19 protein-coding genes and 1 tRNA gene are annotated in these 20,739 nt (G+C 43.0%); 15 read left to right on the top strand and 5 right to left on the bottom strand.

Going from position 1 to position 20,739, the window contains the following annotated elements:
- Positions 1 to 120 precede the first annotated feature (120 nt).
- The 5 genes from clpX to argH all read left to right on the top strand — a co-directional run bounded on the left by clpX (position 121) and on the right by argH (position 5,300).
- Positions 121 to 1,368, top strand: coding sequence for an ATP-dependent Clp protease ATP-binding subunit ClpX (clpX, locus tag FC51_RS07630; RefSeq protein ID WP_171031892.1), 1,248 nt, complete (start codon positions 121 to 123; stop codon positions 1,366 to 1,368).
- A 90-nt stretch (positions 1,369 to 1,458) separates the two neighbouring features.
- Entirely contained in the window at positions 1,459 to 2,046 is a 588-nt protein-coding gene (gene yihA / locus FC51_RS07625; protein ID WP_057909560.1) for a ribosome biogenesis GTP-binding protein YihA/YsxC, read from the top strand.
- Positions 2,043 to 2,354, top strand: a complete 312-nt coding sequence (locus FC51_RS07620) for a nucleoside triphosphate pyrophosphohydrolase family protein (RefSeq protein WP_057909561.1) — start codon at positions 2,043 to 2,045, stop codon at positions 2,352 to 2,354. Before yihA ends, FC51_RS07620 begins: the two co-directional genes overlap by 4 nt.
- A 267-nt stretch (positions 2,355 to 2,621) precedes the next feature.
- Positions 2,622 to 3,917, top strand: a complete 1,296-nt coding sequence (locus FC51_RS07615; protein ID WP_057909562.1) for an argininosuccinate synthase — start codon at positions 2,622 to 2,624, stop codon at positions 3,915 to 3,917.
- The gene (gene argH / locus FC51_RS07610) at positions 3,918 to 5,300 is read left to right on the top strand and encodes an argininosuccinate lyase (RefSeq protein WP_057911255.1); all 1,383 of its coding nucleotides are present in this window, start codon (positions 3,918 to 3,920) and stop codon (positions 5,298 to 5,300) included. It abuts the gene before it with no gap.
- 203 nt (positions 5,301 to 5,503) lie between these two features.
- On the opposite strand, the gene FC51_RS12450 is transcribed toward argH, so the two are convergent.
- On the bottom strand, positions 5,504 to 5,668 hold the full coding sequence (locus FC51_RS12450; RefSeq protein ID WP_167547562.1) for an SPJ_0845 family protein: 165 nt from the start codon (positions 5,666 to 5,668) through the stop codon (positions 5,504 to 5,506).
- A 200-nt stretch (positions 5,669 to 5,868) separates the two neighbouring features.
- Between FC51_RS12450 and FC51_RS07605 the strand changes: the two genes are divergently transcribed.
- The 5 genes from FC51_RS07605 (at position 5,869) to FC51_RS07585 (ending at position 13,627) form a co-directional block, all read left to right on the top strand.
- Entirely contained in the window at positions 5,869 to 7,338 is a 1,470-nt protein-coding gene (locus FC51_RS07605) for an ABC transporter substrate-binding protein/permease (protein ID WP_057909564.1), read from the top strand.
- Positions 7,328 to 8,077, top strand: coding sequence for an amino acid ABC transporter ATP-binding protein (locus FC51_RS07600; RefSeq protein WP_057909565.1), 750 nt, complete (start codon positions 7,328 to 7,330; stop codon positions 8,075 to 8,077). Before FC51_RS07605 ends, FC51_RS07600 begins: the two co-directional genes overlap by 11 nt.
- 305 nt (positions 8,078 to 8,382) lie before the next feature.
- Positions 8,383 to 10,215, top strand: a complete 1,833-nt coding sequence (gene uvrC, locus FC51_RS07595; protein WP_057909566.1) for an excinuclease ABC subunit UvrC — start codon at positions 8,383 to 8,385, stop codon at positions 10,213 to 10,215.
- 120 nt (positions 10,216 to 10,335) lie between these two features.
- Positions 10,336 to 11,640 carry a GTPase ObgE gene (gene obgE, locus FC51_RS07590; RefSeq protein WP_057909567.1) on the top strand — a complete coding sequence of 435 codons (1,305 nt, stop codon included), beginning with the start codon at positions 10,336 to 10,338 and terminating at the stop codon, positions 11,638 to 11,640.
- A gap of 49 nt (positions 11,641 to 11,689) precedes the next feature.
- On the top strand, positions 11,690 to 13,627 hold the full coding sequence (locus FC51_RS07585; protein WP_057909568.1) for an acyltransferase family protein: 1,938 nt from the start codon (positions 11,690 to 11,692) through the stop codon (positions 13,625 to 13,627).
- Between the two features lie 53 nt (positions 13,628 to 13,680).
- Here the strand turns inward: FC51_RS07585 and FC51_RS07580 are convergent, their stop codons facing one another.
- Together FC51_RS07580 and FC51_RS07575 are read right to left on the bottom strand one after the other, a co-directional pair.
- The gene (locus FC51_RS07580; protein WP_057909569.1) at positions 13,681 to 14,424 is read right to left on the bottom strand and encodes a hypothetical protein; all 744 of its coding nucleotides are present in this window, start codon (positions 14,422 to 14,424) and stop codon (positions 13,681 to 13,683) included.
- A gap of 11 nt (positions 14,425 to 14,435) precedes the next feature.
- On the bottom strand, positions 14,436 to 14,723 hold the full coding sequence (locus FC51_RS07575; protein WP_057909570.1) for a hypothetical protein: 288 nt from the start codon (positions 14,721 to 14,723) through the stop codon (positions 14,436 to 14,438).
- Between the two features lie 145 nt (positions 14,724 to 14,868).
- On the opposite strand from FC51_RS07575, the gene rnz reads away from it, so the two are divergent.
- From rnz to FC51_RS07555, 4 genes are read left to right on the top strand one after another with little or no spacing between them, the layout of a single operon-like run.
- Positions 14,869 to 15,810, top strand: a complete 942-nt coding sequence (rnz, locus tag FC51_RS07570) for a ribonuclease Z (RefSeq protein ID WP_057909571.1) — start codon at positions 14,869 to 14,871, stop codon at positions 15,808 to 15,810.
- A 24-nt stretch (positions 15,811 to 15,834) separates the two neighbouring features.
- Positions 15,835 to 16,248 carry a lipopolysaccharide assembly protein LapA domain-containing protein gene (locus tag FC51_RS07565; protein ID WP_057909572.1) on the top strand — a complete coding sequence of 138 codons (414 nt, stop codon included), beginning with the start codon at positions 15,835 to 15,837 and terminating at the stop codon, positions 16,246 to 16,248.
- A gap of 13 nt (positions 16,249 to 16,261) precedes the next feature.
- Positions 16,262 to 18,592 (top strand): single-stranded-DNA-specific exonuclease RecJ, encoded by a 2,331-nt coding sequence (gene recJ, locus FC51_RS07560; protein WP_057909573.1) that lies wholly within the window; start codon positions 16,262 to 16,264, stop codon positions 18,590 to 18,592.
- Between the two features lie 17 nt (positions 18,593 to 18,609).
- Positions 18,610 to 19,128 carry an adenine phosphoribosyltransferase gene (locus FC51_RS07555; protein WP_171031891.1) on the top strand — a complete coding sequence of 173 codons (519 nt, stop codon included), beginning with the start codon at positions 18,610 to 18,612 and terminating at the stop codon, positions 19,126 to 19,128.
- 135 nt (positions 19,129 to 19,263) lie between these two features.
- On the opposite strand, the gene FC51_RS07550 is transcribed toward FC51_RS07555, so the two are convergent.
- Positions 19,264 to 19,351, bottom strand: a tRNA-Ser gene (locus FC51_RS07550).
- A 47-nt stretch (positions 19,352 to 19,398) separates the two neighbouring features.
- Complete coding sequence (locus tag FC51_RS07545) at positions 19,399 to 20,043, bottom strand: VTT domain-containing protein (protein ID WP_057909575.1); 645 nt, start codon at positions 20,041 to 20,043, stop codon at positions 19,399 to 19,401.
- 152 nt (positions 20,044 to 20,195) lie between these two features.
- Here FC51_RS07545 and FC51_RS07540 point away from each other — a divergent pair, with 152 nt between their 5' ends.
- Positions 20,196 to 20,576, top strand: a complete 381-nt coding sequence (locus FC51_RS07540) for a CvfD/Ygs/GSP13 family RNA-binding post-transcriptional regulator (protein WP_057909576.1) — start codon at positions 20,196 to 20,198, stop codon at positions 20,574 to 20,576.
- Positions 20,577 to 20,739 lie beyond the last annotated feature (163 nt).

The following is a 20,739-nucleotide window of genomic DNA, read 5'->3' as shown; positions in this document are numbered from 1 at the left end:
ACGGGTCTTTTTTTAAGGCGAGGCCTTCTAATTGCTTTTTACCTGTTATATGGTAAAGTTACACTTAGTTGATTAATAGAATTGTACTAAAAGTCCATCCCGGATGGAGGAGTGAATAATTTGTTTGAAGACAATGAATCAAGCGGGCCTATTACTTGCTCGTTTTGTGGAAAAACACAGGATCAGGTCAAAAAAATTGTTGCCGGTCCTGGCGTTTATATTTGTAACGAATGTATTGATTTATGTAAGGAAATCATTGATGAAGAACTTGCACCGGAGAAAACTTCAGAAGATCTGCTGAAGGTTTTGACACCTGCACAAATCTTAGATAAGTTAAATGAATTTGTGATTGGTCAAGAAAATGCGAAGCGAACACTATCAGTTGCCGTTTATAACCATTATAAGCGCGTTAATGAGATGATCAGTGAACCTGATGACGATTTGGAACTCCAAAAGAGTAACATTTGTATCATTGGCCCAACCGGTTCAGGAAAGACTTACTTGGCCCAAACGTTAGCCAAAATCTTGAACGTGCCGTTTGCGATTGCGGATGCAACCACGCTGACAGAAGCCGGTTACGTTGGAGAAGATGTGGAAAATATTCTTCTCAAGCTGTTGCAAAATGCCGACTACGATGTTGAGCGTGCTGAGCATGGGATTATTTACATCGACGAAATCGATAAAATTGCCAAGAAGTCCGAAAACGTTTCGATTACGCGTGACGTCTCTGGTGAAGGGGTTCAACAAGCACTTCTGAAGATTCTTGAAGGCACGATTGCTAACGTTCCGCCTCAGGGTGGACGAAAGCATCCACAACAAGAATTTATTCAAATTGATACAACCAACATTTTGTTCATTGTTGGTGGTGCTTTTGATGGAATCGAAGGGATTGTTAAGAGCCGTCTTGGCGACAAGACAATCGGTTTTGGGACCAATTCAGACGAAGCTGCTGAAGTGGATCCTAAGAACATCATGCAGGCAGTTATTCCAGAAGATTTACTGAAGTTTGGACTGATTCCAGAATTCATCGGTCGTCTGCCAATTCTGACTGCTTTGGATAAGCTTGATGAAAGCGACTTGGTTCGAATTTTGACTGAGCCTAAGAATGCCTTGGTTAAACAATATAAAAAGTTGATTGAGCTTGATGGTGCTGAACTTGAATTTGCCCCTGGTGCCCTGGAAAAAATGGCGCAGTTGGCAATCGCCCGTGATACGGGTGCTCGTGGATTGCGTTCAATCATTGAAGGCGTTATGCGAGACATTATGTTTGACTTGCCAAGCCGAAATGATGTTTCAAAGGTCATTATTACGCCAGAGACTGTAACCGACCATAAGGAACCGGAACTAATCTTAAATCAAGCATCGTAATTCGTAGAAATCTGATGTAAACTTTAGATAGCTTACTGTCAGATTTCTTTTTTTATTTCAATATTTTTTATTCACTTAAGGAGTGGTTTCATGGAGGTTCATAACGTCGACCTTACGATCAGTGCTGTCGCAGAAAAACAATATCCAAATACTCAATTTCCAGAAATAGCGTTGGTTGGTCGGTCAAATGTTGGCAAATCTTCACTAACCAATGTTTTAATCAACAGAAATAAATTTGCGCGAACATCAAGTCAACCGGGGAAAACCCAAACCCTGAATTTCTACAATATTGAAGACAAGCTGTACTTTGTGGATGTCCCAGGGTACGGCTATGCCAAAGCTTCTAAAGCCAGTCGAGAAAAATGGGGGAGAATGATTGAAACTTATTTGACTAAACGTGAACAGTTGAGGGGTGTGATTGCCCTCGTTGACGGTCGCCATGCGCCAACGGATGATGATGTGTCGATGCACAATTGGCTGAAGTATTACAATATTCCGATCTTAACTGTTGCAACCAAAATGGACAAAATTTCCGGCGGCAAATGGAACAAGCAGGAATCATTAATCAAGAAGACCTTACAACTTGATTCCAATGAACCGTTAATTCTATTTTCCGCGCTAACCAAAACAGGTAAGAACGATGTTTGGCGTTGGATTGAGGGGAGAATGAAACGATGAATTTTGATGAGTACCAAAAAGCAGCTAACCGTACACTAATGGGGAATGAACAAGTCCTGACAAATTGTGCCTTGGGACTGACCGGTGAATCCGGCGAAGTTGCGGACTTAATTCGTAAGTACACTTTCCAAAGTCAAAAACTTGACCATGATCAACTGGTAAAAGAGATGGGCGACGTTTTATGGTATTTATCGCAAATTTCCGAGTGGGCCGACATTCCCTTTGACGAAGTTGCCACTAAAAATATTGCACGATTGGAGAAGCGTTACCCAAGCCAATCCGGTGGGGTCAACCAAGTTAACTTATGATGCACAAAATAGATTAAGGCCAATTTACAAGCGGACGGGACAAGACGAAATGTTTTGTTCCGCCTTTTTTTGTTTCAATTATTCCTCAGTCGAACCGCTATTTGGTCGACGCTCTTTTCTGCATATTTTCGGGTATTTGGCCAAATTCTGCATAATCAGAATAATAATTCGATTAATAATGAATAAAACGCAAAAACAGTTGCATTTTATGAATATAGGTGTTAATCTCTATACATTGAATTTTTTAGAAAATAAGAGGGAATATATATGTCAGAAAACAATAAAGTAATTTTAGCGTATTCCGGTGGCTTGGACACCTCAGTTGCAATTGCCTGGTTAAAGGACAAGGGCTATGACGTTGTGGCTTGCTGTATTAATGTTGGTGAAGGCAAGGACCTTGATTTCATTAAACAAAAGGCTTTAAATGTCGGCGCTGTTAAAGCATATGTGATTGATGCTTTGGACGAATTTGCCGACAACTATGCGGCTGTCGCTTTGAAGGCCAACGCCATGTATGAAGGCTCGTACCCACTCATTTCCGCTTTATCACGTCCGCTCATTTCCAAGACGCTGGTTCAAGTTGCCCATCAAGAGCACGCCGTTGCGGTTGCCCACGGCTGTACTGGTAAAGGAAACGATCAGGTTCGTTTCGAAGTTGCCATTCATGGCTTGGATCCACAATTGGAAGTCCTCAGTCCAGTTCGTGACTGGCACTGGTCACGTGAGCAGGAAATTGAATATGCCAAGGACCACAATATTCCAATTCCAATTGATTTGGACTCACCTTACTCAATTGATGCCAATATTTGGGGCCGTGCCAACGAAGCCGGTATTTTGGAAGACCCATGGCAAAGCGCACCAGAAGATGCATTTGCAATTACCAATCCAATTGAGAATACACCAGACACGCCAACCGAAGTTGAAATCACTTTTAAAAAGGGGATTCCAACTGAGCTGAATGGCCAGAAGATGAAGTTTTCAGAAATCATCCAAGAACTAAATGAAATTGCCGGTGAAAATGGGGTCGGCCGAATTGATCATATTGAAAACCGTTTGGTTGGGATCAAATCTCGTGAAGTCTACGAAGCCCCAGCGGCAACTGTTTTGTTGAAAGCGCACAAGGAACTTGAAGACCTAACCTTTGAACGAGACCTTGCGCACTTCAAACCAACCGTTGAAAAACAATTGAGTGAGATGGTCTATAACGCCCTTTGGTTCTCGCCTCTGATGGATGCCATTCAGGCATTTATCGACAAGTCCCAGGAAGTTGTCAACGGTGTGATTAAGTTGCAGTTGTTCAAGGGCAACGTCATGGTACTGGGTCGTAAATCAGATTCGTCTCTTTATGACAAAGATTTGGCAACTTACACTTCCTCAGATTCATTTGACCAGGAAGCAGCCAAAGGGTTCATCAAATTGTGGGGACTTCCAACTCAAGTCTATCAACAAGTGGCCCTTAAAAATAAGAATTCTCAATTTGTTAAAGCCGTTACCAAATCCCAATTGAAGGATAAGGTAACCGTTCAGGAAAAAAATTCCACACATATGGGAGCTAAAAAATAAATGAGTACAAAGAAATTATGGGGCGGTCGTTTTCAGCAGCAGGCATCAGAATGGGTAGATCAATTTGGGGCTTCAATTTCGTTTGACCAACTGATGGCCGACGAAGATATTGAGGGTTCACTTGCCCATGTCAAGATGCTGGGTCACACCAAAATTTTGAAGATGGACGATGTGAATCAAATTGTTGCCGGACTCGTTGGGCTTCGTGAGGATTTACACGCCGGAAAGCTTGAATTTACGGTTGAAAATGAAGATATCCACATGAACATCGAAGCACTTTTGACCGAACGAATCGGACCGGTTGCCGGGAAGCTGCATACCGCCCGATCACGAAATGACCAGGTCGCCACTGACTTTCATTTGTATTTGAAAAACCGTCTGCCAAAAGTCATTGATGAAATCACGACTTTGCAGAAAACGCTGGTCGAGATGGCCGAAAAAAACGTCGAAACGATTATGCCGGGCTATACACATTTGCAGCACGCCCAGCCGATTTCTTACGGTCATTACCTGATGGCCTACTACCAAATGCTGAAGCGGGACAAAGAACGGTTTGTCTTTAATATGCAGCATACGGACATGTTGCCGCTGGGTGCCGCCGCTTTGGCAGGGACAACGTTTCCAATTGATCGGGAATACACCGCAAAGGAACTTGGCTTTGCCCAAGTGTATCCCAACTCACTGGACGCGGTTTCCGATCGTGATTTTGCCCTGGAGTTTTTGAGCAACAGTTCAATTTTGATGATGCACTTATCCAGATTTTGTGAAGAAATCAGTATGTGGGTAAGTCACGAATTTAAGTACCTGGAATTAAGTGACGCCTACACGACGGGCAGTTCAATTATGCCGCAAAAGAAGAACCCCGACATGGCTGAATTGATTCGTGGAAAATCCGGACGGGTGTATGGCCACCTGATTGGCCTATTGTCGACAATGAAGTCGTTACCTTTGGCCTATAATAAGGACCTCCAAGAAGACAAGGAGGGGACTTTTGACACGGTTAAGACGTTGCTGCCTGCTTTGAAAGTATTCAACGGCATGCTCAAAACAGCCAAACCAAATGTCGAGCGAATGAAGGCGGCCACCGAAAATGATTTTTCAAACGCCACTGAATTGGCTGATTATTTGGCAACCAAGGGAATTCCATTCCGAGAAGCTCATGGGATTGTTGGCCAGTTGGTTCTAAAGGGCCTAGAAACCCACCAGAACCTCCAGGACATGTCTTTGGCAGATCTCCAGGCTGCTTCTCCTAAAATTGAAGAAGACGTCTACCATGACCTTAAATCAGAGGTTGCTGTGGAACGACGTCACTCACTGGGTGGAACTGGATTTGATCAGGTGAGACTGCAGATTAAAAACGCCAAGCAAGAACTTGGTGAGTAACAAGGCTTATTTTCTAAAAAATTAATTCAAATAGTGGGACATTAAACAACTTGATCCTCAAAAATAATACCGCGACTATTCCAGAACAGAATCTGGGATTATCGTGGTATTTTTCTTTTTTGCGTTCAAACTGATCGACATAAAAAAGGATACCGACGAGTAAAGTTCACTCACCGGTATCCTCTTGGCTAATCACAGTCTGACTAAAACCATTTTTTGGTTGGCCGTTTTTCATTCTGGCGTTTTTTATCTTTGTCTTTTTTATCATGTTTCAAGAACTTGTCACGTTTTTTATCTTCTGGATCCATTTCAGCAAACTTACCGAACATCGCATCCATATCGTTTTGGCGATTGACCTTTAATGCCATTCAGATTCATCTCCTTACCCTTTTACGTCATAACTATAGCAAATCTGATGTTAAAAGTCACACTTATTGGCTAGATTATTAAAAAGCTTGTATAAATGAATGAATAATGTATAATTACGACTTATTTCAGATTTTTATTGCATAAACTATATTTTTGGTGTAATGTATTGGTTATTATAAATTTGGAAGAGGGAAACTTGATGAAGAAGAGTCTTAAAGCAATCATTCAGATAACATTGATGTTCATTGCAGTATTTACCTTTGCATCAGTCTTTGCCAACCAGGCATCGGCTGCTGATACATCGCTCCAGCGGGTTAAACAACGTGGCGAATTGATTATGGTTACCAGCCCGGATTATCCACCGTACGAATTTCAAGTGAATAAAAACGGCAAGGATCAAATTGTCGGCATGGATATTGACGTCGCTAAAAAGGTCGCCAAAGACCTCCACGTCAAGCTGGTGATTAAGAGCATGAACTTTGATTCACTGCTGGTGGCAATCCAAACCGGAAAAGCTGACATGGCCATTGGCGGGATTAACCCAACGGCTGAGCGTCGCCAAAGTGTTGATTTTTCAAAGATCTATTATTCCGGTGGCCAAAGCTTTTTAATTAACTCAAGTGATGTTAATAAATACAAGAGCGTCAAGAATTTAAGAGGGGCCAAGATTGGGGCTCAAACGGGAACCCTCCAATATGGATTAGCCCAGAAGAAAATTCCTAATGCTACCGTTAAAGGGATGGACAAGTCGACGGATCTGGTGTTGGCACTGAAAACCCATAAGATTGATGCTTTGGGAATTGAGAAGCCGAGTGCTGAAGCCTACGTTAAAAATGATCCGAGCCTAAAGATGATTCCATCAGGCTACCACCTCAACAAAAACGAGGTTGGCGCCGCAATTGCCTTTAAGAAGGGTTCAGGAAGCTTGGTTGCTGCTGTTAACAAGAGTATCGATCAGATTCAAAAACAGAAGTTGACTGATAAGTATCTGGCAAGTGCCGGTAAGTACATGAAGGTCAACACGGTCAACACCTCAATGTTTCATTACTGGAAGTACTTCGCAAAAGGGGTCGAATACACAATCTTAATTTCGATTGTGTCGACATTCTTCGGTGTATTGATTGGGGTGATCCTGGCGTTGATGCGTTTTTCCAAGCAAAAGTGGCTTCGTGGGTTGGCAATCAGTTATACCGAATTTATTCGAGGAACGCCTTTGATGGTTCAGGTATTGTTCGTTTACTTCGGAATCGGGGTGGTCATTAACATCCCGGCATTGATTTCAGGGATGATCGCCGTGTCACTGAATAGTGGTGCCTACGTTGCCGAAATTATTCGTGGCGGTATTAATTCAGTTGCCAAGGGGCAGACGGAAGCCGCTGCCAGCCTTGGGTTATCCAAACGGGATCTAATGAGATTTGTGATTTTGCCGCAAGCCTTCAAGAATATTTGGCCGGCGCTGGGAAATGAATTTATCTCGTTGATTAAGGAAAGTTCGATTGTCTCGATCATCGGGGTTACTGATTTGATTTACCAGCTCAATATCGTCCGGGCCGACACGTATCGTGGGGTCATGCCGATCTTCGTGGCAATGGTTCTCTACTTCGTCATGACCTTCGCGTTAACCCGGGTTTTGAATTACTATGAAGGGAAGATGAAACATGCAGGATAAAAAAGTAATTGAAGTGAATCATCTCAGCAAAAAATTTGGTGACAATGAAATCTTAAAAGACATTAATGGCACCGTAAAATCTGGTGAAGTGATCTGTGTCATTGGGCCATCCGGTGCCGGGAAAAGTACCTTCTTACGCTGCTTGAATTTATTGGAAAAGCCGACAGCAGGTGAAGTTAAGTTTGATGGAACCGATCTGACGCACGTTGACGAAAAACAGTTAATTAACCTACGTGAGCGGATGGGAATGGTTTTTCAAAGCTTTAACCTGTTTCCCAATATGACGGTCATTGACAATCTTAAGTTGGCCCCAATCCGAGTCAAACATATGAGTGACGCCGAAGCAGATAAAGTTGCCATGCATCTGTTAGACCGGGTGGGCCTCAAGGAAAAGGCCAACGTTTATCCCAGCAGCTTGTCAGGTGGCCAGCAGCAACGGGTCGCCATTGCTAGGGCTTTGGCGATGAACCCGGAAGTGATGCTGTTTGATGAACCAACCAGTGCGTTGGATCCGGAAATGGTCGGCGAAGTGCTCGAGGTTATGAATGAACTGGCGAAAGAGGGGATGACCATGGTTGTCGTAACTCATGAAATGGGCTTTGCAAAAGAAGTTGCGGACGAAGTTTGGTTCATGGCCGATGGCTATATTCTGGAACGAAATAAGCCGACTGAATTGTTTGATCACCCACAAAATGATCGGGCAAAGGACTTTATCGGAAAGATTATTCAAAATGTATAGTCGGGATGCAGTCACAACCGACTACTGAAGTGTTAGAAACATGAGAGATTCCCTGACAATCAAGTGTCGTGGGGATTTAAACAAGCAAATAACCGTCAACGATTTGATATCTGGTCGTTGACGGTTATTTTTGTCGTAATGCGCTGGTTTCATTACCAGAAAACCATTGTACTAAGGATTTAAAATACCATTATGATGATATCTTGCCCCATACAACAAAAATACCGGCAAGCGTTGTATATCCTTGAAGCAAACATATATTCGATGTATACTTTTTAGATGAATATCTCAAAGGAGGGAGCTTTTTGGCAAGCGACTATATTGAACATAAGCTGGCGTTACTGCCTGATATGCCTGGTTGTTATTTGATGAAAAACATCAATGGCAAGATTATTTATGTTGGGAAAGCCAAGAACCTGAAGAATCGGGTTCGATCCTACTTTAAAAGTAGCCATGATGGCAAAACTGCCCGTCTGGTTTCTGAAATTGCCGACTTTGAATATATCGTCGTTTCAAGTGATAAGGAAGCTTTCCTGCTTGAGATTACCTTAATTCAAAAGCATCGGCCATACTTTAATATCAAGTTGAAGCAGGGAAACGGCGGTTATCCATACATTAAGATTACCAATGAACGTGACCCCCAAATTAAAATCGTCAACACGTTAGTCAAGGATGGCGGTTTTTATTTCGGCCCTTATCCAAACGTTTATGCGGCGGACGAGACGGTTAACTTTTTACAAAAAGTTTATCCGCTGCGGCGCTGCAATGGATTTCAGAACCGGCCCTGCCTCTACTATCACATGGGGCAGTGTCTGGGGGCCTGCTTTAAGGTCGTCCCTGAAGAGACTTATGCCAAGCAAATTAAGCGGATAAAATCGTTTTTAAACGGCAACGTTGCCCACGCCAAACAGATGTTGACGGCACGAATGGAAAAGGCCGCCGCTAATATGGAATATGAACGGGCTGCAGAAATTCGCGATTTAATTAAGTACATTGAGATTACCGTTGAGAAGCAGAAAATTATTTCTAACGATAATACACCGCGGGATATTTTTAATTACTACATGGATAAAGGCTGGTTGTCGATTCAAGTATTCTTCATTCGCCAATCGCGATTGATGAAACGTGAGAAGCGGCTGTTTCCAATCATTGATGATCCCGAAGAGGAAATGGTGAGTTTCATTTCCCAATTTTATAAACAAAAAAATCAAATTCTTCCTAAAGAAATTTTGGTGCCGAAATCACTGCCGACCGATGTGATTAGTCATGTGGTCGAGGATGTCCCCGTTAGAACCCCTCAGAGAGGCCAGAAGCGCGATCTATTGGAGATGGCGGGTAAGAATGCCCAAGTGGTCTTGGAAGAAAAATTCAGGCTGTTAGAGCTTGATGAGAGCAAGACCACCGGTGCAATGAAAGAATTGACCGATGCTATGGGGATTGCACCCGGACACAAGATTGAAGCCTTTGACCATTCCCATATTCAGGGTGCGGACTTGGTTTCTGCGATGGTCGTATTCGTGGACGGCCAACCAAACAAAAATTTGTATCGAAAGTATAAATTAAAGACGGTCGATCATGCCGATGAAGCCGCCAGCACTAAGGAAGTTATTCGACGACGTTATACCCGCTTGTTGAAGGAACACGCCGAGATGCCGGATTTAATTTTAATGGACGGCGGCGTTATTCAAATGAATGCGGTCAAGGATGTTTTAGTCAATGAGTTGGGATTGGATATTCCAGTCGGTGGGATGGTCAAAAATACCCATCACCAAACCGCTGATTTGCTTTATGGCGATAACGATACGCCGCTGCAATTGGATCCGAAGAGTCAGGGATTTTATTTGCTTCAGCGGATTCAAGACGAGGTCCATCGATTCGCCATCACTTATCACCACAAGGTGCACACTAAAAACTCATTGAGTTCGAGATTGGATTCCATTTCGGGGGTCGGTCCGAAGACACGAAATAAATTGCTGCGTAAATTTGGTTCTTTGAAGAAAATTTCCAATGCGTCGGTTGAGGATATTCGCAAGCTGGGAGTTCCGGAAACGGTTGCCCAGACGATCAAATTCTCATTAAGTAAAATTGATGAAGAACGTAAAGTCACAAATTATCAGGATAAGAAGCTGACGCACTGATTATCTGTGGGAGACACTGGGATGATCAGATTATTTTGACCTAGTGTCAGAAACTCGGTATACTGCTAGAGTACTGGACACGTAACTAACGACTTAGGAATAATTTGAAATGGTGATAAGATGTTTGTTGATCAAGTTAAAATTGATGTAAAAGCTGGAAATGGTGGTAACGGGATGGTTGCCTTCCGGCGAGAAAAGTATGTTCCAAACGGCGGTCCTGCCGGCGGCGATGGTGGCCGTGGCGGGAACGTGATTTTTAAGGTGGACTCAGGCATGAATACCTTAATGGACTTTCGTTATCATCGAAAGTTTAAAGCCAAGAATGGCGGTAATGGTGCGAACAAATCAATGACGGGCCGCAGTGCCGAAGACTTGGTGATTCCAGTTCCAGAGGGAACAACTGTGACCAACACAGAGACGGGTCAAGTCATTGGTGATCTAACCAAGCCTGATCAGGAGTTGGTCGTGGCCAAAGCCGGTCGCGGGGGACGAGGAAATATTCATTTTGCCAGTCCTACCAACCCGGCGCCAGAAATTGCTGAAAACGGTGAGCCCGGACAGGAAATCTCGCTGAGTTTGGAACTCAAAGTTCTTGCGGATGTTGGGTTGGTTGGGTTTCCATCAGCCGGGAAATCAACTTTACTGTCCGTTATTACCAGTGCCAAGCCGAAAATTGCAGGATACCATTTCACCACCCTGGTTCCTAACTTGGGGATGGTCCGATTAGATGACGGCCGTGATTTTGCTGTGGCCGATTTGCCTGGATTGGTTGAAGGTGCGTCAAATGGCGTTGGATTGGGATTCCAATTCCTCCGTCACGTTGAACGGACCCGAGTTATTCTTCACCTGGTTGACATGTCGGGTGTTGAGGGCCGTGATCCGTTTGAAGATTATTTGGCGATTAATAAAGAATTGAGTCAGTATGATGAACGGATTTTAAACCGACCACAAATCATTGTTGCAACTAAAATGGATTTGCCTGATTCGGAAGCCAACTTGGCCGATTTTAAGCAAAAATTAGCGAAGCAGGCTCAAACCGGCCAAACCGTTCCTGAAATCTTTCCAATTTCTTCAGTTACCCATACCGGGCTGACTGATTTGATTCGAAAGACGGCCGATTTACTGGATACAACCAGCCTGGCAGATATGGAAGAGCCGGAAGACACAACCAAATCATACGATTACGAGCCAGCTGACACGAGTGATTTCAAGATCAGTTATGATAAGGAATATGAATCATGGGTTATTTCCGGTGATAAAATTGAGCGGTTGTTTAAGATGACCGACACAGAGCATGATCAAAGCATGCTCCGATTTGCAAGACAAATGCACGGAATGGGAATTGACGACGCGCTTCGCAAAGCGGGCGCCAAGGATGGGGATACGGTTTCAATCCTTGATTTCTCATTCACGTATGTTGAGTAATCAACAATATTGGGGAACATAATACACATATAGGGTAGGGAATATTTCAATGCAACAAGTTCAAACAAACAAACTAGGAAAACGCCTGAAAAACAGTCGATATATATCCGGTTTTGATGGAATTCGGGCACTTGCAGTCGTCGGTGTCATTATCTATCATTTGTTGCCTTACAAGCTGCAAGGTGGTTATCTCGGGGTGCCAACTTTTTTTGCCGTCTCGGGATATCTGATTACGGATCTTTTGTTGCAGGAATGGGAGCAAAACGGCCGGATTGATTTCTGGGGGTTCTACGCCCGAAGACTCAAAAGACTTTACCCTGCTCTCGTGTTCATGCTGGTGGGAACCGGCACGTACATAACGTTATTTCAGCGTTCGCTATTAACAAATCTGCGGTCGATTATTACGACCAATATGTTGTATGTCTATAACTGGTGGGAGATTGCCCACGGACAAAGTTATTTTGATCGTTTTAACGGCGAATCACCGTTTACACATCTATGGTCGCTTTCAATTGAAGGCCAGTATTATTTGATCTGGCCGCTGCTTTTGATCGCGCTGGTATTAATTGTCAAAAAACGACGATCGATCGCAAACATTTTATTGGTGTTTGCAATTTTATCAGGCCTGCTGATGGGGTTCTTGTACACCGGCCCAGATACATTAAATCGGGTTTATTACGGAACTGACACGCGGATGTTCTCAATTATTTTTGGTGCGATGCTGGCAGTCATCTGGCCGTCAACCCACCTCAAGAAAAAGGTTACGAATCGGTCTCGGTGGACGTTGAATATCATTGGGATCGTCTCAATTGCAGTCATGGCCTTCCTGTATTTTGAATTATCCGGTCAAAACACCTTCACCTATCGGGGTGGGATGTTTATTATGGCGATTGCATCAACGACCTTAATCGCAGCGTGTGCCCACCCGGGAGCTGATGTGAACAGGTGGCTAACGAACCCAGTCTTTTCTTGGATGGGAACGCGAAGCTATGGGATTTATTTATATCAATTCCCGGTCATGATTTTTTATGAAATCAAAGTTCAAGACATCGCGGCGCATCCGTTGATCAATGCTTTAGTCGAAATTGCGTTGATTATGGTCATTAGTGAACTGTCGTATCGCTATATTGAACGACCACTTCGACACTATCGATACAAGAATCTCGGTCGATCGATTTATGAATTTGTACAACGGGACTCCGAGTATGGTTGGAAGCGGTTATGGCTAATTCCAGCATTACTCTTAATTGGGATTTCCGTGTATGGGAGTGCCATTTCGCCGACTAAAGATCCGAAAAATGTCTTGCAGGAAAATATTGCCAAAAACGAGAGCACGGCAAATGCGCATAACAAAGCAGCTCTGGCTAAGCAAAAGAAGGCTAAGAAACTTTCTGCCAATGACAAACGAATGAAAAAGCTGCTTAAGAAGAAACTAACGGTTAAGCAGTATAAGATTGCCAAGCATTATGGGTTGACGAAGCGTCAGTATCTGACCGTTTACCAGCAGCCGTTAACGGCAATCGGTGACTCTATTTTGGCTGACAACAGTCATGATCTTCAAAATGTCTTCACTAATGCTTACGTTTCGGCTGCCGTTGGCCGGCAAATCTGGCAGGCGGGGGATGTTCTTACCCAATTGAAGCGTAAGGGGGACTTGGCACCAAATGTTTTGATCAATCTGGGAACAAATTCGCCAATGACGCCTGAGCAAATTAATTCCGTTCTCAAATCAATTGGCAAGGATCATCAAGTCTTTTGGGTAACAACCCACGTGCCAACGAGAAATTGGGAAACTGAAGTTAATCGCACGATTCGTAAGGCTGCCAAGCGTCATTCCAATGTTCATATTATTGATTGGCACGCATATAGTAATCATCAAAATGATTGGTTCTGGAACGATAATGTTCATCCGAACCCAAGAGGAAACGTGCACTATACACATTTAATTGCAACGTCGATTTACAACTACATCAACCAAAAAAAATAAGAGATTTGACTCGTCTTGCTCGTGTGAGCAAATGAGTCAAATCTCTTTTCTAATTAGTTCAAATGAACGATCAAAGTCGAATTGGGCGCGCTTGCGACCTTTTCTTGTTGGGTGTTGTAAATTGGTCCGAATTTGATCGATAACTTAGTTGCTGGATGAGCTGCGTAGTCATGCAAATAGCCGGTCATGGCAAAGCTAACGGCTCTGTCAGCACCAATCTTGTTGCCGGCAGAAGAGTCGGTTAATTGATTTTGCGTTGTTAAGATTTGTCCCTGATTGGTTTTGACGTAATCAACACCGTTGAGGGCAATTTTGAAATCATGATGATTGGTCACTGTATAGTTAAGGACAAACGTGTAATAGGTGTCTGGAATTTCTTGCAGATTCAAGACTTGTTTGGCAGCGGCTTTGGCCTCGGGTGTCTTTGCTGTATTTTTGATAACCCGGACTTGATTAATTTTATAATTGACGTTGCCGGATTTAATGTGGATCGGTTGGTTGATGACGTCCGCAAGCTGTTGGCGGGTACCAAACCGATCAAAGGTAAATTGATGCTTTTTACTCAAATCGCCATTCTTAACGTAATTGGCACTTTTTTGGATTTGCTTTGGAACCTTATATTGATAATTGCTTAGTGACTGACTGGTACTACTGGCAGATGAGCTTGAACTGTCGTTTGACATATCAGCACTTAACGATTTCTTTTCATTTGCCTGGTTACTTTTGCTGCCGCCACAGCCAGTCAATCCAACCGCCAGCAGCGCAGTGAATAATAGTAAAAGTCCTTTGATTTTCATAATTCTATCCCCTAGTAAAATACGATTGATTTATTAACAATTCTAAACCCAAAAACCAACTGGTGGTTGTTTGAAGTCCGCAAATCGGTTGTAATGGGGAGTTGGCGTGTTCTAGCCATAAACTGATCTAGTGTTATTGTAGCAAATTCCCCGTGTGATTGGGATGTTTTGCCCAACAATAAGGAATCTTTATCAATTGTTAATTCATTGACTGGTAAAAAATGTTTTCCCGCAGCAATTAAAATTGTCAGCTTGGGATTTAGTGTCCCGCTTGCCCGATAAAACTCATCCAAATTCATGCTCCAAACTCCCTCCTAGTGATTATTTTACCGAAATTATGATACAATTGAAAAGTGATTTTAGGGAAGTGACGCGATTTTTAATAATGGATTTCGAATGTCATTTTCCTTCAACTCGATTTTATAAATTAAGGAAACGATAATAATGCAGATTGAATTTTTAGGTACTGGAGCAGGTTCTCCCGGGAAATTTCGGAACGTTTCAAGCTTGGCGCTTAGATTGCTTGACGAAATTAACTCGGTATGGTTATTTGATGTTGGTGAGGGCACACAACATCAAATTTTACGATCAACGATTCGTCCTCGTAAAATCGAAAAAATATTTATCAGCCATCTTCACGGCGACCATATTTTTGGCTTGCCGGGTCTGTTAAGTAGCCGTTCGTTTCAGGGTGGCAATACCCCACTGGACATTTACGGGCCCCAAGGAATTAAGGAATACGTCAACGTCAGCTTAAAGATTTCAGAGAGCCGACTATCCTATCAGATTAATTTTCATGAATTGCCCAAGGGCACTGACGGTAAGATTTTTGAGGATAGTAAATTTACGGTGTACGCCGCTCCTTTGGAACATCGTATCACAAGCTTTGGCTATCGTGTCGTTGAACACGATCATCCAGGTGAGTTGATGGTTGATAAATTGACTGAGCTGCACATTCCATCCGGACCAGTTTACGGCAAGCTTAAAATGGGTCAGACCGTCACTTTGGATGATGGCCGGGTCATTGACGGCACTCAGATGATTGGGCCGGCTCAACCCGGAAGAATTGTGACAATCATCGGGGACACGCGAAAGACCGAAAATGCCCTTAAATTAGCTCAAAATGCGGACGCATTAGTTCATGAAAGTACCTTCGGCAAGGGTGAAAATAAGCTTGCAAGAAATTATTTCCATTCAACCAATATGCAGGCCGCACAGATTGCCAAACAAGCCGGTGCTAAACTATTGCTGTTAAATCATATTTCGGCACGGTACACCGGTAAAATGGCCCATGAGCTTGAAAAGCAGGCTCAGACTGTGTTTCACAACACAAAAGTCGTTAAAGACTTTGATGTGATTGACATACCTTTTGAAAAAAACAACTAGGTATTTGTGAGGGGGGATTCACAAATGAAAAAACAAGTCGGCACCATTATCAGTATCGTCTTAGTCATTATCATTGCTGTGTTCGCATTGATGAATTTTGAATCCGTGGCAGTCAATTTTGGCTTTACGTCCGTCAAAATGCCGTTAGTGCTCTTGATATTAATTTGTCTGCTGATCGGTGCGCTCATCATTTTCCTGTTTTCGTCCACTCAAAATGTTAAGAAAAATCGCCAATTCAAGCAATTGGCTTCCGAAAGTCAACAGAAACAAGACGAGTTACAGGACCAAATCAAACAGCTGACGATTAATTTAAAATCACTGGAGACCCGTCTGAAGAATTCTTATGGTAAACAGGAAATCGGAACGCGTGACCAACAGATCAGTGATTTAGAAGACGAAATTGCGAAACTAACAGAAAAGTTATCATCTCAAAAGTAAGGTAGAGTGTTTAATGATCAATTCGAAGTATGACTGGCAATTTCATGAAGTAAACGACACCACACAGGTCGATCAACTGGCAAAAGATGCCGGAATCGACCCGTTTATTGCGACAATGCTTGTTCAACGGGGTGTTAAAACGGCTGACGAGGCGGAGACATTTATGAATCCAACGGTCAGCTCTTTTCATGACCCCTTTTTAATGCATGATATGAAAAAAGGTGTTGATCGGATTTCACAAGCAGTGGAAAGCGGTGAGCACATCACCGTTTATGGTGATTATGACGCCGACGGTATTACCAGCACGACGATTATGTATGAAACATTGAGTGACCTGGGAGCAGATGTTGACTATTACATTCCCAATCGTTTTTCCGAGGGCTATGGGCCAAATGTTGCCGCATTTCAATCAATTATCGATAAGGGCACTTCGTTGATTGTGACCGTGGATAACGGGGTGGCTGGGAACGATGCAATTGCAGCAGCCAATCAGTTAAAATGCGACGTTGTGGTAACAGATCATCACTCCTTGCCCGAAGTTTTACCGGATGCTTTTGCCATTATTCATCCACGGGTAAAAGACGCTGATGGGAATGCCTATCCGTTTGGTGATTTATGTGGTGCCGGCGTTGCTTTTAAAGTTGCCCAGGCACTAATGGATGATGTTCCATCTGATTTGCTGGACATAGCTGCGATCGGAACTGTGGCCGACATTGTTTCACTGAGAGATGAGAATCGGGCCATCGTCAAATTTGGCGTTCAAGCGATTAAGAATAGTCAGCGCCCTGGGCTAATCGCACTCATTAAGGAAGCTGGGATTGATCTTTCAAAATTTGACGAACAGGATATTGGCTTTGGGATTGCCCCACGGTTGAACTCACTCGGTCGAATTAAAGATGCGACAGTTGGTGTTGAACTGCTATCGACATTTGACGAGGATCGAGCTTCCGAATTGGCTAAATTTGCCAATCAGCAAAACGATTTGCGAAAGTCGCTCGTGGATCAGTTTTATAGTGAAGCGGTGGCGTCGGTCGAATCCTCTGGTGATATTAAAAATCGGTCGACTCTGGTGGTTGTCGGCGAGAACTGGCACCAGGGCGTTTTGGGCATTGTTGCCAGCCGCCTGGTTGATAAGTATCAGCGACCAACTCTCGTAATGACGGGGGCTGATGGCAGCGATGAGGTCAAGGGCTCCGGTCGAAGTGTTGACAGTTTTGATCTGTTTCAGGCAATTGATCCGATTCGCAGCCAGACGGTTGGATTTGGTGGTCACCACTCAGCGGTTGGTTTAACGATTAAGCAGGATAAAATTGGTGTATTAAAGGATCAGCTGGAAGCGGCCGCCAAGCAACAGCATTTGGATTTGTCAGTTAAACCGCAGCTGGAAATTTCAGCGGTCTTACCGGTTTCAAAGGCCACTACGGATCTATGTGATCAGTTGAAAGCTTTAGCACCGTTTGGTCAGGATAATCCCAAACCAATTTTTAAGCTCAAGTACGACCGTCTTTCAGACATCAAAACGTTGGGCAAGACCAAAGACCACCTTAAATTTTCGTTGGTCGCCGGGCAAAACCGCTTAACTGCGATTGCCTTTGGTAAGGGTGAATTTGCTTCAGAATTGGAGCAGGGTGCATCTCAATTGGAAGTCGTCGGTGAGGTTGGAGAGAACACCTGGAATAATCATACGACCGTTCAGCTCATGGTTGACGACATGCGGGAAGCATTGCCACCAGTTGTGGATCGGCGAACCAGACAATTACATCAGCAGATGTTTGCCAATTCTGGAACGTACGTGTTTTTCCATGAGAAAGTTCGAGACCAGTTAAAGCACTATTTATCAGCGGAATCTCAAGCGGTGATGTATGATCAAAATGAGCTTAAAACACTTGATCAGGGCAAAGTTTACATTGTCGACTGCCCGGATTCTACGGCTGATCTGGTCAAGGTCTTAGGCGTTATTCATCCACAGACGACAATTCTTTATTTGTACAAAAAACAGTTAGTCTCAAAAATAGGGATGCCAGATCGACATTCTTATGCTAAACTATTTAGGTTCATTAAAGAGCATGCAAATATCAATATTGCAACGCAGTTAAAACAAATTTCAGAACACTTGCACCTATCAGCTCGAACAATTATTTTTATGGTTCAGGTTTTCTTGGAACTGGATTTTATCACCATTCAGGATCGGATTATTAATCTCAATCCCAATTATGCTGCGCGCGATTTAAAGTCGGCACCCAGTTATCACTTGAGGGAAGAACAATTGCTCACTGAGAAAAAGTTACTGGTCTCTGATACGCATGAGTTTGTTCAATTCGTTAAGGACAGTTTGGGTGTTTGATGAAAGGAAGAAAGACTATGTCAATCGATTTTTCAAAATATATTGCTTCATATCCGGACTTTCCGGAACCCGGAATCTTGTTTAGAGATATTTCACCATTGCTTGAAAACGGTGAGGTTTACCGTGCTGCCACCGATAAAATTGTTGATTTTGCCAGAGAACGCAATGTCGAAATGATTGTTGGCCCTGAAGCCCGTGGATTTATCGTCGGCTGTCCGGTTGCCTATAAACTTGGAGTTGGATTTTCACCAGCTCGGAAGAAAAATAAGCTGCCAGGAGAAACTATTGAAGAGAGTTACGGACTGGAATACGGCAAATCGTCTCTCTATTTGCGTACGAACGCAGTTAAACCCGGTCAAAGGGTTTTGGTCACGGATGACCTTTTAGCCACTGGTGGGACCATTGATGCAACAATTCGACTGGTTGAAAAGCTGGGCGGAATTGTTGTTGGGACCGCATTTTTGATTGAATTGTCTGATCTCAAAGGTCGTGAGAAAGTAAAGGACTACGATTTCTTTACTTTGCTGAAATATTAATGTTAAAGCTCATTTGCGTCTATCAACGCGAACGAGCTTTTTTTATTATCCAAAATGGCTCAGCTGTGACGCGGTCATCGTTGACAATAAAAAAAGTTCCACCGACAAATGTCGATGGAACCCTCACTGTTATTAAGGTGAGTACAGGATTTGAACCTGCGCGCCGGTATTAGCCGGTTCGCCGGATTTCGAGTCCGGTGCATTACCACTCTGCCAACTCACCACAACAGATTTTATTATATCAATTGTTATTCTGAATGTAAATTAGGTTTACTTGGAAGATGCAAATTTTGTCTTAAGGTAACCAATCACAGCAGGGAGCAAGGAGATTGCGACAATTCCGATGATCACCATTGAGAAGTTGTCCTTAACAACCGGAATGTTACCGAAGTAGTAGCCGGCACCACAACAAATTGCGACCCAGCTGAAACAGGCAAATAGATTATATTTAATAAATCGGTTGTATGGAAAGTCACTCGTTGCCGCAACAAATGGGATTAAGGTCCGGATAATTGGGATGAATCGACCAAAGAAGATTGCCATGGCCCCATATTTGTTAAAAAATTCGCGGGCTTTTGCCAGGTCCTTTTCTTTTATAAATTTGCCTAGCACTCGATGCCGGGGAATGATTTCGCCAAACTTGTTTCCAAAGAAGAAGTTCAGTGAATCTCCGCCAATCGAAGCGGCAAGAAAGATGACGACAAATATTCCGATGTTTAATCCGTAGGTGGCGTTAGCAGATAATGCAGCCGCTGCGAATAATAACGAGTCGCCAGGGAGAAATGGGAAGATAACCGCTCCGGTTTCGATAAAGATGATCGCAAATAGGATTAAGTATGTTGAGCTTCCAAAAGTATTAACAATGTTAATCAAGTGGTCATCAATGTGTAATATAAAATCGATAAGGGTACTCAAGAAATCATTCCTTTCAAAATTTATAGTTGATTGTACCAAATTTCTTTACAAAATATCGCGTTCTTTTAGGGCCTTTACCAAAAAATAAGCTTTGTTGTGTATTTACGGCATTCACGATACAATTGTTAACAGTTTAAAAAAGGGATGATCAGATGAACCTAAAGGTAGGAATGAAGGTTTCGGGAGTGGTAACCGGAATTCAGCCTTACGGCGTTTTTGTCGATATAGGTGAACACCAACAGGGGTTGATCCATATATCGGAATGCCATTCGGGCTATGTGGCTGACATTTATCGGTTATTTAAAGTAGGTCAGCCGGTTAACGCACTCATTATTGATATTGATGAGTATTCTGGCAAGATCAGTTTGTCGACGAGAACAACCTCGGTTAATTATTCGGTCCTTCTCCACGCCAGGGGATTTAAGCCAAGGAAGATTCATTATTGGACCAATTATCAGCTTAGTTTGGGATTTAAGTCGATTGCGCGGAGCAAAAAGCAGTGGTTAAGCGATGCGAGAATCTTTTTTGAATGATTTGAAAGAAAGTCCTTGACCTGGGTATCACAAATTGGTAAAATATTTTTCGTTGTCAAATATCCAAACAAGTTTCTATGCGCTTCGAATTTTAAAAATTCAGCAAAAAACAACTTGATTTAAAATGGAAAATCTGATAATATTAAATAGTTGTCAAAAGCGA

Source organism: Lentilactobacillus parabuchneri DSM 5707 = NBRC 107865 (assembly GCF_001435315.1).
GTDB classification, from domain to species: Bacteria; Bacillota; Bacilli; order Lactobacillales; family Lactobacillaceae; genus Lentilactobacillus; species Lentilactobacillus parabuchneri.
Note: the sequence above shows the minus strand (reverse complement) of the source record. Positions and strands in the feature narration are given on the sequence as shown.